Below are 14,381 nucleotides of genomic sequence, written 5' to 3'. Positions count from 1 at the left end.
GCAGCGTGTGTCTTGCCAGCAGATCACATAATATCAACGCCGCATGTCAGTCTGGGTTCCATTTCAGGCTGGAAGTTTTCAGCAGAAGCAGCCAGTGCTGTCTTTTTCCGGCTACGGCAGGGCTAAGACGGACGTCCTGCTGCCGGTGAGGCGGTTGCCGTCCTTGCTTGTGATGCGGATGGTTTCGGCGCTGCCGCTGAAATCGAACCGCGGGTAGTTACTGAGAATGCGGAAGAGTGTCATTTCCTGCACCGCGATATCTTCACCGCAATGCTGTTCGGTTGCTTCCACACTCGATTCCGCTGTCGGCTGGCGGGCGTCGATGGTGCTGCTGAAGGTGTTGCAGCCGCCGAAACCGTGCAGCGCGATGGAGCCGGTTCCGTCCTGCCGGATGACGAGAAAGGGAGCAGGAAGATGGGAGAATGCAGCCGAGTAGCGCAGCACTGGCTGGCCGCCGATGCTGGTCAGCTGCCAGGCGCTGGTGTCGACAGAAGGGTTCTCTTGTCCGCTGGTGCAGGCGGCATTAGTGAAGGCGGCAGCCACGGCGGCCGTCCATAGCAGCGGTTTAAGCATCGAAGTCCCTCCTGGCAGGTTCGGCGGCCGCCATAAGCACTGAGAGCGGCAAAGACAGGCTATCACGACGCTGCGGCTGCCGTCAGCGGGTTTGCGAGACCCGCGCGGCAGGAAATATTTCTCTGATCCCAGAAGCTTTGCCTTGGACTGCAGGATGCAGCGGAACGCTGGTGGCGGCATGCGAGTTGAGTTGTCACGGTCGCGAACCTGTATCTGAACTCAGCCACAGTAAGGAGCAATCCATGAAAACCCTGAGTGACGTTTTCCTGCACACGTTGCAGGACATCTACTATGCAGAAAACAAGCTGGTAAAATCGCTGCCCGATGTGCAGGAGGCGGCTAACGGCAAACCGTTGAAGGACGCCATCGGCGAGCACCTGGAAGAGACCAAGGGTCAAGTGAAAACCCTGGAAAAGGTATTCGAGTCGATCGGCGAGAAGCCCTCGGGCGAGAAGTGCGATGCCATCGAAGGGCTGATCAAGGAAACTGAGGGGGTGATGAAAGAAGCCACCGGCGACGGAAAAAACGCGGCGCTGGTCGCTGCCTGCCAGGCGGTGGAGCATTACGAGATCGCCCGCTACGGCACTCTGCGGGAATGGGCCAAGGAATTGGGCCATGCCGAAGCGCATGACCTTCTGACCTCAATCCTCGATCAGGAGAAGGCGGCAAACAGCAAGCTGACCCATCTGGCGATTTCCAAAATCAACTGACGCCGGGGGCTTTCGCAGTACGACATGCCGCCGCGGGCCAGCCTCAGGCCGCGGCGGCGTATCTCTGTTATACCGGGGCCTGGCTGCCCGAGCCGCAAGGTCAACCTCTTACGAACATGACGTGACTCCGCCGCGGGAAATGCCAAATTCGAGCTCAGTTTCCCTACCCTTGAAATTCGGGGTGGCAATAACTGTCACTCCCGTGGCTTCCAGGAGTTTCAGATCACGCTTGTCGTCTTCGTTTAAACCATCTTCAGGAATTCTCAGAAGCACTGCCCGGATACGGCCTGGATGCCGCCTGACCGCGGCGCGGTAGATGGCAGCATCCTTTTGCCCGGTGTCGCCGACCAGCACCGCGGGCAGCCGCGGATGCGCATTGAGCAGCAGGTCGATGCTCTGACCCTTGTGGCTGCCGTGTCCTGCTGAAATGAACTGGGTCTCGCTCAGTCCAAGGTCTCGCAGGAACATCGGCCCGCGCACGAGATCTGCTTGGTTGAACACCTGTGCGAGGAAGGCATGCATATTCCACGGAGATGAGCTGACATAAAAAACTGGATTCCGGCCCTGTTCCGACAGCCGCCGCAGCAAGACGGCGGAGTCCGGGTAGATGCGCCGGGTCAGCACATTGCCGCTGAAGGTTGTCCATAGGTTGCGTAGCAGGGAATAGGCGGAAGTGTGCAGCACTGTGTCATCGATATCGGAAACCACCAGCAACCTCGCATCCGGCCGGGGCACGAAAACCGGGCAGGCAGCCGGTGCGCCGCCGTCCGCAACCGACACCTCTATGTCATGCCAGCCTGGTGCGCGGCCGACCGGGAGAGGCAGTTGAAAATAGCCCTCCTCGTCAGTCACGGCCTTAGTCTCGCCATGGGTTACCGTGACACCGGCAGCCTCGTCCGTGAGAAACAGTGAGACCATCTGCCAGATGTTGCGTAGCACCCCCTGGCCCTCGCGCGCAGTGGAACTCCGGAGCGCAGCCAGGACACGCCCCCGCACGATCAGGTGCTCCGGTGTGGAGTATCCATAGTAGGGATCAATCACCAGAGGTGCGCTTTTCCTGCGGATGCCCGGTTGCAGCCTGTCCAGCAGGCGCTCGGCGCTCAGAGCGGTCCGGTGGAGGACTTTTTTGATCATGTGCAACCTCTCTGCTGTATCATGACATCAACACGCGGTGCGTGCCAAATTGCCTCCCGCGCTCGGCTGCCCCGTCGCGGTGCCGGGGTTGGCTCCCGGTTTCGCAAGGCCGGGCGGCGGAAGGAGACTAGGCGGCTTCGGCCGGGCGGGCTTCAGGGAAAATTTCGGTATTGCGCTCTTCGGCAATCCGGTTGCCAGCTGCAATGATCATTTCGCGGGCTTTGCATGCAACATCCCATGACGTGTTAGGGTCAGCACAGGGCAAGGCGAACCATACGTCCTTTCCGAACACATCATGGCCCGCAACCCGCACTTTGACATCTTCGAGATCACCCAGTTCGTCGGCATCCAGCTCGGACACGATCCGGTTGAAGGCTTCACGCAGCGCGTCCACATCTGCATTGTGCGCGCATTTTAGCTTGATAATGCGCAGCATCTTCGCCTCTTTCATCGTCCAATTCTCAAATGGCGTGGAGATGAACTCCTCCACCGGGACAATGAGGCGGGTGCCGTCCCAGTCGCGCAACTGCACATAAGTGAAGTTGATCCGCTCGACGTGGCAAAGGTAATCGTTGTAGACGATCCGGTCTCCGATCTTGGCGGACTGGTTCAACGCGATCTGCAGCGATGCGATGATGTTGCCCAGCACCCGGCGTGCGGCGAAACCGAGAATGAGCGTCAGCGCTCCGGCAGTGCCCAGAAGGGTAAACCCAAGGTTTTGGAAAATATTGCTTTGCGAGAGGAATGTGCCGCCTCCAATCAGCACGGCGGCAACCACAAATGCGCGCCGTGCGGCGGCGATCCGCGTCGCCATTGTGCGTTCGTGAACTTCCTGGCGCTGGGTCAGGTCCGTTTCCTCGAACGAGGTGAGCCGGTCCAGAACTGCTTCGGCGCTGTTGATGGCCAGCCACAGGGCGGACCCCGCCAGGCCCAGCCAGGCCGCCGGCGTCAGAATGGTTGATATCTGACCGGAAAAGACGAAGGCATTCGAGCCAGCAGCAAGGGCGAACAGAGTTGCAGCACCCATGCAGGCCGGTCCTCTTACAGACAGTAAACTGTCCTTGATGACCTGATGAGACGCCCCATGCGCTGTCCGGCTCAGCGCCTTCCAGACCAGCCAGCCGACCAGCACTGTCAGCGAAAGAAGCACCGGCAGCCCGACCACCTCCCACCATTTGAGGCCAAAGGCAGCGTCTTTCTTCAGTGCGCCGGGCAATTGCTGCTCGAAATGGCCGGGACCATGATGTGCGTGCAGCGCTGGGATATTGGTCACCGACTGCCGGGAGAATACCCACACCGCAGGGCCTTCTTGCGGTTTGATGCGGTTCAGCCGGACCGCAGCAGGGTGATCTTCGAGTTCCAGCGTCCAAAGCAGCAGTGACTTGCGGGGCTCGCCGGCCATTGCGTGGTCGGAGGACGCACCCGCATCTAGCGCGTCAGGACGGTCGAGAATTTTATCCCAGTCAATGACCGTTTTACGGCTTATTATTGTCTCCAGTTGCCGTGCTAGGTTCGCGCCTTCGGTTAACTGCAGATCCTCAGGAATGCCGGAGAGGTCCAGCAGATGCGCTGCATCCTCCCAAGCGCCCACTCGCGCCGCGGTGATCAAGCTTTCGATGGTGGCGCGGGGGGTGTCGCGATTGATCAGCGTTGAGGGTTGCGGCAGGCCGACATTGAAAGCACTCGCGCAAAACCAGCGATTGCTTTCACAGGGCGGCTCTTCCTGCCCCGCCAACGGCGAAGCAAAGAGGAACAACGGAAACAGCAGCCGAAAAAGGTACCTAAACATAGAAAAGAAACGCTGCCGACCGGTTTGAGTTCCCGGCTGCTTAGAAAGTGACTGCAGCGACTCGCGTTGCTGACCGATAGCCTGAGCCGCCGAAAACAGCGGCGACAAGGCAGTATCGGCGGTTCTGTCATACACTCGGCTATGTTTCCGGCGCGGGTCGAAAGCGGTGGTGGCGAAATGGAAGACACGACCAAACCGCAGGCCGCCAGAGGGCTGCCGCCTGCAATCTCACGCTCTGAGGTTCCAACGTGCCAAGGACGCGGCATTGAACCGAAATTCCGTTGCCAGCGTTGCTGGCTGCAGCCCGGCGGAGCCGGTAATCCTGCTGAGGAGGCTGGGCAGGGAGCTTAATTGGTCCGGCACGGGAAAGCGGCAGCATGGTCCGTCGCCCCTTCATCGCGGCTGGGAGACTACTGTGGACACCCGGTTTACCTGAGCGGGCGGGTCAAGCGCGTGTAGTTAGAGGCGGTGGTACGTCCGTAGGGTGCCATTACCCCGGCAAAGACAGACTGCGCCGGCTTGCCTGCCGCCGCCAGCTGCACTGCCGCACACGTGCCAGACTGGAACGCCCTTACTTTTTCCAGAACCATGCGCGTGGTTTCATTCGGAGCGGCGGGCAGAACACCTATTATGCCAAGGGTGCGGATAGAAATGATCACCTGCGCTTCAAATGCCATGCGCGCTAAGCTGGCGGCAAACCGGATCTGTGAAGGAAGATTCAAGAACATAAGCAGGCTCCTCAGTCATGGCCGGGGCGGCGGTTCTGCAGGATCAACGCCTGCATAGGCTAATCCGTTCCCGTCTGTGCGGTTCAGCGGCAGAAATCCGGTGAGCCATTCGGCTGGTGCGCCGGGTGGCGGTGCCGAGTGTTGCCTTAGTGGAATTACGGCTGTGCCGTTGACAGCCGCGGCGGGTGCCCGGGAGCGCCTTGTTTTTCCGGCGGCAGGGCTCATGTTCTGGGGGGAGGAGCCAATATGAAACGTGATATCAAGGGCCTTCGCTACGCGCGCGAAGTGGAAGGGCACCTGCAATGGCTGGAAAGCTTCACCTCGGCGGCGCTCGGCGTGCTGGCGGTGGCCTCTGGCATCTACACCTATCTCGGGGTGCGCGGCCTGCTGGATGATGACGGCGCGCTGTCGCTGTTTGCCGCCGTGTCCTACAGCGCGGCCGTGTCGACCGGGATCTATGTGTTCTGGTCCTATCTGCTGCGGCTGCTTCCGGCGATGCGGACCGCGGCGGCCCGGATGTGGCTTTGCTTGTCCATGGCGCTGGGGTCGGCGGCGATTGTGGCGATGTCGTCCTGGCTGAACGCTGCCGCGCTGGCTGGGTCGGCAGCGGTGGAGCAGCATCTGGCGCGCACGGTTCAGGAATACCAAACCTCGCTGGAGCGCGCCAATGCGTTTGCGCTGCAGGGGCAGGCCTTGCGCTTGGACGTCGGCAGGGCCCGGCAAGGGTTCGAGGACCTGTCGCAGCAGGAGGCTGGCGGCGGACTGTCCGGCCTGGCCGGGCGCGGCGCGGTGTTCCGGGTGCTGATGCAGAAATCCGATGAGCTGGCAGCGCTGGAAGGGCTGATTGCAGAACAGGAGGCGCCGGTCGCCGCGGCATTTGCCGAAGGCAACGCGATCCTCAGCCGGATGCGCGCGCTGACTGTAGCACCGGGGCCTGTCACCGCCCGTGGTGTCGAATTCTCAGAAGAATCCGTGCGCCTGGCCGGTATCATTGCAGAGCTGCGGCAACTGTCGGTGGCGCCATTGGTAGACCGTGCGGCGCGGGATCTCGCTGAGTCCGTCGTGCTCCCAAGGCTGGACGCAGGGGATGCGGGCGGCCAGGCCGCACAGCAAGCAACCATTACCTCGCTGTTGCAGGTTCTGGCGCAACGGGCCGAGACTTTGCGTGCCGCGGCGGCCGAGGTTCTGGCGCTGGAGCCCGCTGCAGAAGTTGTCTACACGCCGATTTCCAAGGCCGACGCGGTGATCCGCTATGCGGCGAATTTCGCCCCGTCCTGGGCGGGCGCCATTGCCATCGACCTGTTGCCCGCGGTTCTGGTGCTGATCGTTGCGGTGGCGCAGGGAGCCATCCGCGCCGGGCGGGAGCCGGCCGGGGCGGAGGATTCAATGACTGTGGCAGAGCTGCGCGCCGCGGTTCTGGCGCTGCGCGAGGTCGAGGCCGCTGCCCCTGGCCCGGGCGGGGATACGGAGGATGAGGCGGCTGTCGGCGAGGCGGAGGACGGCAGCGGCGCGCCTGGCGCAGCCGGGCCGCGTCCCGGGCCGAGAGCGGTCGAATGAGCTGGAGCAGACGGATTTCCGGACGCGGGCCAGGGGCACCTTTCCGGTGGCTTCTGGGGGCGCAGATCGGCTTGGCGCTGCTGCTGGTGCTGCTTGATCTTGGCCCGGCGCTGCCGCGGCTGCTGTCGCCGGTGTCGGTGCCGGAGATGGATTAGCCCACCCGGCCCGGCGATCAGACCCGGCATTACAGGCCTGACCGCCCGGCCAACCCCGGCCCCGGTATCGACCGCGACATGCCGCGCCGGATGCTGGCCGAGGAGACAGCACTGGACGGTCGGCATGCCCTGCTGCTGCAGGGCGCGATCTCGCCCGGCGACGGCGAGCGGATCGTTGCGGAGCTGCGGCGTGCAAAGCCCGAAATCGTGCTGCTTGACAGCTCCGGGGGCAGCGTTGCCGATGCGCTGGAGATTGGCCGGGCGGTTCGGGAGGGCGGGGCGGATACACGCCTGGCGGAGGCAGCGGTCTGCCTGTCGGCTTGCCCCTATGTCTTTGCGGGCGGAACCGGGCGGCAGGTTGCGGGCACAGCGCGCTTGGGGGTCCATCAGCACCGGTTCGGAGAGTCCGCCATTCTGCCCGCATTCCTGGCGGTCGAGGATATCCAGCGCGGCCAAGCGCGCGTGCTGGAGCATCTGGATGTCATGGGGATCGATCTGCGGATCATGGGGCCGGCGATGGCCACGCCGGCCGACGAGATCTATATTCTGACCGCCGAAGAGCTGGCGGAGTGGAACTTGGTGACGGACTGACCAGGTGGCGGGACGGCGCTGCGGTAATTCATGGCGCCGCCGCGCCCCGCTTGCGCAGCCGCCCTTCTCGTCGCCGGAGATGCTGCGCGCAAAGTCAAGGTCGTGGGCTTGCGTTGTGCCGGCTGGTTTGATGCGTATCCTGACCCTGGTACGACTACCAGTCTCCTCTCCGATTTTACGCAACCAGCGCAAAGCGCAGCAGCGCCGTCTGGCTAACGCCGCCGCTCATGTGAAGCCTGAGTGACGCGCATCGGCAGAGTGGAACCATCACTTTACCACAGCGTTTATTATATGCCTGCAGATACAGTCGCGGCGACCGGCACGGGCTTCTGCGCAAATTGAGAACCGACGGAGGTTGCGATGCTCAAAGATTACTCAGATGGAGATCGGATAGTCAGGCGTTCTCCTTCAAGCGGCCCCGGCAGTCCTGACGTCTGGGGGATATATGAACCTGACACGGGTTCGGTGCAATATATCTGCGCTGACCCCGAAACCCGCAAAGCTGCAGTAATTGATGTGGTGTGGAATTTCAGCCCTCAGAATGCTGCGACATCGGAAGTTAGCTTGGAGCAGGTACTGCAAGTAGCTGATGGTGAAGGGCTGGAGATAAATTGGATTCTCGACACGCATCCTCATGCCGATCATTTGATGGCTTCAGCGCGTTTGAAGGAGCGCACAGGAGCGGTAACGGCTATTGGGGAAAAACTGCATGAGATCGGTGATCTCTGGCGGGAAATATACCACATGCCGGATGCACTTGAGCCTGAACAGCATTTTGACCGCTTGCTCACTGATGGAGAGACCCTCCAACTCGGTAGCCTGCAAATCCGAGCCATGCTTTCACGCGGGCACACGCTCGCTTCGCTTTCATATGTCTGCGGCGATGCAGCCTTTGTGCATGATACATTGATGCACTGCGATGTGGGTACTTCCCGCGCCGACTTTCCCGGTGGATCAGCCAGCCAGTTGTGGGACTCTATTCAGGATATTCTGTCACTGCCTGAAGATACCCGTCTGTTTGTCGGCCACGATTACGGAACGGCAAGCCGCGATGCGCCGGCATGGGAAGCGACGGTCGCGGAGCATTTGGCCAGGAACCCGCATGTGAAGGCAGGCACCCGGCGCGAAGACTGGATTGAGCTGCGCGAGGAACGCGACCGAGAATTGGCACTACCGGATCGCATGCTTGCAGCCTTGCAAATAAACCTTCGGGGCGGACGCCTTGGCGAGGCCGAAAGTGACGGCAGGCACTACCTGAAAATTCCTGTGAACCGATTGTGAGGAAAAGATGAAAGCCGAAAGCATGAAGGAAATGGTTATCGCCGCCCGGGCAGAGATATTTGCTGCCAAGCCCCATGATGCCTATGAGGGGCTACAGAACGGTGGATTGCTTCTCGATGTCCGCGAGGCCGAAGAAGTCGCCGAGGCGCAGGTGCCCGGAGCGCTGTGCGTGCCGCGCGGCCTGCTTGAGGCGAAGGCCGACCCGGAAAGCGGCAGCAGCCGGCCGGAACTAGTGCGTCAGCGCGGCAATGGGAGAGTCTACGTGATGTGCGCATCCGGAGCGCGCGCGACCTTAGCTGCGCATACGCTGACCCGCATGGGGTATGACGCCAGCGTGATTGAGGGAGGCTTGAAAGCCTGGACCGACGCCGGACTGCCGGTCGGTCACTAAACCTGTCCGGCAGGGGTTAAGCTCCGCTGCCAGCGAGGACGCCAAGCGCACAGCTTCACCGCGGCATGCATAACGCTTGAAATCCGTGACTAAAACCACCGGCTCCTGACCCTGGGCAGCAGCCAGCCGCGTATTGCCCATATTTCATGATGTTCCAAAGGAAAGGAGACTAAGATGAAGTTGTTCTTTACTGGCGGCGCCGTGGCGTTCGCTCTGACTGCGACATCCCTGTCCGCTGCTCCACTCTTTACCAAGGACCGTATCGCTGGCTTAGGCCCAGTGAATGGCGAACAGATTTGGCTGGTCAAGGGCGGCAATGGCAAGAGCAACGGGCACGGGGGCGGCAAAGGAAAGCTGCGCCAGAAGGGCAATGGCAATGGCGGCAGCGGGAACGCGCACGCAGGCAGCGGCAAACCCGAGCATGCAGGCGGACCGAAGCCCAGGGCGAACAGCAACGATGCCCGGCACGCGCCGGATGGAAACGGTCATGGCGCCAACGGCCGCCGGGCCTTCACCATGGAAGAACGCGCAGAAGAGGTCAGCCGCATCATCTCGGCGCGGGCACCTGCTGGCCGCGACATGACGCGCGTCCTGGGCGCGGCGGCCCTCGCCTTGGCGACTCCGCAGCTGGTCGTGTCCGACATCCCAGAGGATGAGCTGATCACCTTCATCAATTGCCCGCCTGGCCTTGCAAAAAAGGATCCGCCCTGTGTGCCGCCTGGCTTGGCTAAGAAGGGCGTGACCTACGGCGATTGGGCGTCTTACTACCGGGAAGGTTACGACGCTATCTGGGTCGAGCGCCGCGACAAATTGCTCAGTTCTTTGGGCGATGTCGATCCGGCACCTGAGTTACTGCTGCTGCAATCAAACCAGATTGCAACGCTCTTCAATCTCGGCTCTGCACCCGATGGCCACCGGTATGCCCTGATCGACGGTATGCCCGTCCTGCTTGACCAAGACGACTATACCTCGCTGCTTATGGTGAACCAGATCGCACAGGTGCCTGACGTGATGGACGGTGTGCCAATCGCCCCGACCGCGGCCCTGACGCAGGATGAACTGATCAACCTGTACCGCTTGCCGCAGCCGGGCGCTGGTGAACACTACGCCGTTCTGAACGGTCAAGTCGTGAAGCTTAACGACTCGGAATTTGAACTCCTGCAGATGCTCCGCATAGCGCGGGCCGTTCTCTAATCTATCGGACCGAAGAGGAAGGGCAGACAAATGTCTCCCGGCCTTTTTCAACGGGTGGGGCCGGGCGACCCATAGTTTTGCCATGTGCGGCAACAGCTTCCCACTTTTTGCTGCCCCCGGCACCCCCGCAAGCGCCGCCTGTACCGCCAGCAGCGCAGCCTGGGCTACGCGTTCACTGCGCCCTCTTCTTTACGGCGCGTTTCGGCTGAACAGCGAGAGAGATACAGCTCCTTATGCTGGCTCATTGTGGTCATTTGGCCGGGCTTCCCCCCAGTTTATCGGCCTTGACAGCGCCTCGTTCGCCCATGGGCTCGTCCGGCCCGACTGTCGTATCCCGCGCTGTCTGCGCTTCGATCTCGGCGTTCAGCTCTGCGCCAAGCAGAATGATAAATGCAGAGATCCATAGCCACATCAGCAGAACAATCGCGCCTGCAAGCGTTCCAAAACTCTCGTTGTAAGAACCGAAGTTCCCAACGTAAAAAGCAAACCCCGCCGATCCAGCAAGCCACAGAATGCAGGCCGTCACGGCGCCTGGCGAGACCCACTGAAACTCAGGCTTGTCCCGTGACGGGCCGTAGCGGTAGAGCACCGCCAGCCCGGCCAGCGTCATTATCAGAAGCAAGCCCCAAACCGTCACTGTGCCCAGTATTTCGGCCACGGGACCGGCCTCCAGAATAGCCACAGCCGACGGCACAGCCAGCGTGGCGGTCAAGCCCACGAGAAGACCAATGATCAAGCATACTGTTAATGCGATGGTGACCAAGGTCTTAACGAAAAAGCCGCGCTTTTCCGTTTCGTCATAAGCGACATTCATTCCTTCAATCAGGCTGCTCATGCCCTTCGACGCCGAGTAGATGGAAATCAGAATGCCTGCTACTGCGGTAAGACCCAGCCCCCCCTCGCGCGACCCTGCTACCTCGGCGGCCTGTGCGGTGATGATGTCCATAGCTTCCTCGGGCACGACACCGGAGAGGCTGGAAATCTGATCGACGATTTCCTTTGGCTCAATCATCAAGCCGCCGATCGCTAGAAGCGCAGTGATGGCGGGAAACAGAGCCATCAACCCGTAGAACGCCACGCCGGCAGCAATCAGGCCGATGTGGTCTTCGGCTATTTCATCTTTCATTCTAAAAGCGATATCCTTCCAGCCTCTCGGCGGAATTTCCATCGGTGTTTCGGCGTCACGGCCTCGGCTCATAGCGGTTCCCTCCTGGATAAACGGACACAGAGGCCCAGCATGGCGCCAGCCGCCTAGCGCGGCTGATCTCCGCCAGCGATATCGCGCGTCCGGATGAGCTTTCCGGTCTCCATGCCGCCTTCAGCGAGCGACGGCCGCAGCAAGCACTGGTGCAGAAAAACGACACACTTGAATTTGCTTTGGTATCGTCACTGAAAGTGCAACGTTTGTCCCGAACGAATGTTCCGAGCCATCTGCTACCGACGTAAGGTGGTGCCTGCGCTGCATAGTTTGTCATCCGCGCTTCATTACCGCTCGTGGCTGACGCATCATCCGTCGCGTTGGGTTCTGACGGGACAATCGCCGCCTCAGGCACGAGCGGTGGTTCGCGGGACGGCTGCCTTTTCAACGAAAACATGCTGCCCTGACGGCCCACCGCAATCTGCGCTGCGGCACGAAGGAACTCTGCAGCCGCTGCCGCGTTCTCGTTTTGACGCCGCACGGGGGCGCATCTCCGTAATCCCGCACTTTGAACCTCAAGGAGGACAAGACATGGACAACGACCGAATCTCCGGAAAATGGACCGAACTCAAAGGCCGCCTGCGCGAAACTTATGGCGAACTGACAGACGATGAGTTGGAGCAGACCCGTGGCGAGCGTGAGCAGCTTGAAGGCCTGCTGCAGCAGCGTCTAGGCAAGACCAAGGACGAGGTTCGCAAAGCCATTGACCGCATTCTGGATGCGATTTGACTAGGCGCGCAGACCGAACAGCGACACAGACGCCGCCGCGCAGCTGCAGAAACTGCTCAAAGTGGCGAATCAACGCTTTTCCCCGCGTCTCGATGATTGACCAGCAACGGAACGAAAGGACGGTTTGAGCTTCGTCCCCAACCTCGTTTTCTTTGCCGATTTGGGCGGCAACACAATAATGATTATACCGCAACAGCAAATAGATGCTGCGTCAGCAAACCCCTGGAAAGGAAACGACAGATAAGTCCAGCCTCTTTCCTATCCAGGCACCATGCAGCGCAGTTGCGGTTTGGATGAGGTCACCGAAACCGTTTGGCAATGACCGCTTCGGTGATTTGGGTTGCAACGCAGCAAAAAGCCCACCGCGAGCGCGAAGCGATGCTACGTCAGCGAACACGGCAAGTGCAAAAGGCTGGTTTGTCCGGCTCCTCGTTGGTCGATCCACGTTGCGGTGAAAGGGTGGATTGTATTTGTCCCCTCGGGCTGACTTTCAACGGCCGGTTCGGCGACACATGCCGCGTCACAGTGAAAATCACGCCGCACCCGCGAGCGAATGCTGCGTCAGCAAACACCAGGAAGGGCAATGGCCGCAAAGTCCCGCTCAGCCGTCTCTACCAGGCAGACCTTGCAACGGCCGCTTAGTACCGGTTCGCGACGTGCCGCGCGCTTAAAAAACCCGGGAAGCGATCAAGGCCCGCATAGGGCTCATGCCGTCGGCGGTTTGGGGGGGTGAAACACTATGGGAGTACAGTTGATTGCGCACAGATTCGGTGTCTACCGTTTGACCTGCCCCCCGCAAAATCCCTCACCATGAAGTAGAGTCTGCCCAACCTATGTAGGAGCAGACGAATGCGTAAGAGCCGTTTCACTGAGGCGCAAATCATCGGGATGATCAAAGAGCAGGAAGCCGGGATGCCGACAGCGGAGGTGTGCCGTCGGCACGGCCTGAGCCCGGCGACCTTTTACAAACTGAAGTCCAAATATGGCGGCATGGAGGTGTCGGAGGCCGCGCGGCTGAAGGCCCTGGAAGATGAGAACGCCAAGCTGAAGCGGCTGCTGGCGGACACGATGCTCGACAACGTGGTTTTGAAAGACCTGCTGGGAAAAAGCTGACGACACCGAAAGAGCGGCGAGAGGCAGCGCTCAATGCAATGCGGGATCATGACATCTCGCAGCGCAGGGCCTGTCGGCTTGTCGGTGTCGACCCCAAGACGGTCCGGCGCGAACGCCCGCTCGACCATCCCGAGATCCGCCAGGAGATGAAGGAGATCGCTGGCAAACGCCGCCGGTTCGGCTACCGGCGGATCGGCGTGCTGCTTGAGCGAAAAGGCATGATCATGAACCACAAAAAACTCTACCGCCTCTACCGGGAAGAAGGCCTTGCGGTGAAACGGCGGCGGGGCCGCAAGCGTGCCCGGGGCTCGCGAACGCCGATGCCCGAAGCCACACAGCCCAACCAGCGCTGGTCCCTGGATTTCCTGGCAGACAGCTTCGGCGCGTCGCGGAAGTTCCGCATCCTGGCCGTAAACGATGACTGCTGCCGGGAAAACCTGTGCCTGGCCGCGGACACCAGCATTTCGGGTGAGCGCGTTGCCCGGGAGCTGGACGCGCTCGTCCGGATCTACGGAAAACCTGTTTGCGTTGTCAGTGATAACGGCACGGAATTCACCAGCCGGGCAATCCTGAGATGGGCCGACAGGAACGGCGTGGATTGGCATTACATCGATCCCGGAAAACCGCAGCAGAATGCCTTCATCGAGTCATTCAACGGAAGCCTGCGGGACGAGCTTCTCAATGAAGAGCTGTTCGATACCCTGGACGATGCCCGCCGCAAGCTGGCGCTGTGGCGCTACGATTACAACAACGTCAGGCCGCACTCTTCGTTGGGGAACAGAACGCCAAAGCAAGCGCGGCAGGCGCTTGAGCAATTTGAGGGCTCCGCGCCTGCCGCGCTTGCCAAGCCCGAAACCGACGACTACCAAAATCAAACCCGCAGACTCTCGTCATGAGCGAGGGACCCGCGGGGGGCAGGTCATAGGCTTCGAACGCGCCTGATGCGCAGGAAGATCCGGTCTATGCGCGTCGATATGATCTCGGACTTTGTTGAGACATTCGAGGCCCAGTTTTCTCCCCTCGGTGATGGGAAACGAAAACAGATTCTCGACGATCAATTGCTGAAGCATATACTGCTCTCTCCCTTGGTCACGGACTATCCTTCGGATAAACCGCTCGATGAACGTTACACACAGCGTGTTCTCGTAAGATTGACGCCTTTTGCCGTTAAGGCGAACTTAGAATTCTTTAAAGAACTGTTCCGCCTCCTGGGGGACTGGGTGGCCTGATCTGACTGG

General features: G+C 60.8%; 15 protein-coding genes. 10 read left to right on the top strand and 5 right to left on the bottom strand.

Annotation, left to right across the window (positions count from 1 at the left end; translation table 11 throughout):
- Positions 1 to 111: 111 nt before the first annotated feature.
- A complete protein-coding gene (locus AC5STB_RS09620) occupies positions 112 to 573 on the bottom strand; it encodes an META domain-containing protein (RefSeq protein ID WP_495442693.1) in 462 nt (153 codons plus the stop codon).
- Positions 574 to 815: 242 nt separating this feature from the next.
- On the opposite strand from AC5STB_RS09620, the gene AC5STB_RS09615 reads away from it, so the two are divergent.
- On the top strand, positions 816 to 1,283 hold the full coding sequence (locus AC5STB_RS09615) for a YciE/YciF ferroxidase family protein (RefSeq protein ID WP_495442692.1): 468 nt from the start codon (positions 816 to 818) through the stop codon (positions 1,281 to 1,283).
- Positions 1,284 to 1,391: 108 nt separating this feature from the next.
- On the opposite strand, the gene AC5STB_RS09610 is transcribed toward AC5STB_RS09615, so the two are convergent.
- From AC5STB_RS09610 to AC5STB_RS09600, 3 genes are all read right to left on the bottom strand, one after another.
- Positions 1,392 to 2,417, bottom strand: coding sequence for an App1 family protein phosphatidate phosphatase (locus AC5STB_RS09610; RefSeq protein WP_495442691.1), 1,026 nt, complete (start codon positions 2,415 to 2,417; stop codon positions 1,392 to 1,394).
- 127 nt (positions 2,418 to 2,544) lie between these two features.
- Complete coding sequence (locus AC5STB_RS09605) at positions 2,545 to 4,341, bottom strand: mechanosensitive ion channel family protein (protein WP_495442690.1); 1,797 nt, start codon at positions 4,339 to 4,341, stop codon at positions 2,545 to 2,547.
- A gap of 293 nt (positions 4,342 to 4,634) precedes the next feature.
- The gene (locus AC5STB_RS09600) at positions 4,635 to 4,934 is read right to left on the bottom strand and encodes a hypothetical protein (RefSeq protein ID WP_495442689.1); all 300 of its coding nucleotides are present in this window, start codon (positions 4,932 to 4,934) and stop codon (positions 4,635 to 4,637) included.
- Between the two features lie 246 nt (positions 4,935 to 5,180).
- On the opposite strand from AC5STB_RS09600, the gene AC5STB_RS09595 reads away from it, so the two are divergent.
- From AC5STB_RS09595 to AC5STB_RS09570, 6 genes are all read left to right on the top strand, one after another.
- On the top strand, positions 5,181 to 6,491 hold the full coding sequence (locus AC5STB_RS09595) for a hypothetical protein (protein ID WP_495442688.1): 1,311 nt from the start codon (positions 5,181 to 5,183) through the stop codon (positions 6,489 to 6,491).
- Positions 6,488 to 6,646 carry a hypothetical protein gene (locus AC5STB_RS09590; RefSeq protein ID WP_495442687.1) on the top strand — a complete coding sequence of 53 codons (159 nt, stop codon included), beginning with the start codon at positions 6,488 to 6,490 and terminating at the stop codon, positions 6,644 to 6,646. The genes AC5STB_RS09595 and AC5STB_RS09590 overlap by 4 nt, the downstream gene beginning before the upstream one ends.
- A gap of 78 nt (positions 6,647 to 6,724) precedes the next feature.
- Positions 6,725 to 7,237 (top strand): COG3904 family protein, encoded by a 513-nt coding sequence (locus AC5STB_RS09585; protein WP_495442686.1) that lies wholly within the window; start codon positions 6,725 to 6,727, stop codon positions 7,235 to 7,237.
- A gap of 360 nt (positions 7,238 to 7,597) precedes the next feature.
- Positions 7,598 to 8,518 (top strand): MBL fold metallo-hydrolase, encoded by a 921-nt coding sequence (locus AC5STB_RS09580; protein ID WP_495442685.1) that lies wholly within the window; start codon positions 7,598 to 7,600, stop codon positions 8,516 to 8,518.
- A gap of 7 nt (positions 8,519 to 8,525) precedes the next feature.
- Positions 8,526 to 8,909: a rhodanese-like domain-containing protein gene (locus AC5STB_RS09575; RefSeq protein WP_495442684.1), complete on the top strand. Its 384-nt coding sequence runs from the start codon at positions 8,526 to 8,528 to the stop codon at positions 8,907 to 8,909.
- Between the two features lie 174 nt (positions 8,910 to 9,083).
- Positions 9,084 to 10,103, top strand: coding sequence for a hypothetical protein (locus AC5STB_RS09570; RefSeq protein ID WP_495442683.1), 1,020 nt, complete (start codon positions 9,084 to 9,086; stop codon positions 10,101 to 10,103).
- 250 nt (positions 10,104 to 10,353) lie between these two features.
- Here the strand turns inward: AC5STB_RS09570 and AC5STB_RS09565 are convergent, their stop codons facing one another.
- Entirely contained in the window at positions 10,354 to 11,229 is an 876-nt protein-coding gene (locus AC5STB_RS09565) for a YihY/virulence factor BrkB family protein (RefSeq protein WP_495442682.1), read from the bottom strand.
- Positions 11,230 to 11,832: 603 nt separating this feature from the next.
- Here AC5STB_RS09565 and AC5STB_RS09560 point away from each other — a divergent pair.
- The 3 genes from AC5STB_RS09560 (at position 11,833) to AC5STB_RS09550 (ending at position 14,372) form a co-directional block, all read left to right on the top strand.
- Positions 11,833 to 12,030, top strand: coding sequence for a CsbD family protein (locus tag AC5STB_RS09560; RefSeq protein WP_495442681.1), 198 nt, complete (start codon positions 11,833 to 11,835; stop codon positions 12,028 to 12,030).
- An 849-nt stretch (positions 12,031 to 12,879) separates the two neighbouring features.
- A protein-coding gene (locus AC5STB_RS09555) for an IS3 family transposase (protein WP_495441156.1) occupies positions 12,880 to 14,039 on the top strand; the annotation gives its coding sequence in 2 pieces (ribosomal slippage) (positions 12,880 to 13,138 and positions 13,138 to 14,039; 1,161 coding nt in all).
- A gap of 66 nt (positions 14,040 to 14,105) precedes the next feature.
- A complete protein-coding gene (locus tag AC5STB_RS09550) occupies positions 14,106 to 14,372 on the top strand; it encodes a hypothetical protein (protein ID WP_495442680.1) in 267 nt (88 codons plus the stop codon).
- The last annotated feature ends 9 nt before the right edge of the window (positions 14,373 to 14,381 follow it).

Source organism: Leisingera sp. CC-HEC093 (assembly GCF_059429195.1).
This window is presented reverse-complemented; position numbering and strand designations above follow the sequence as displayed.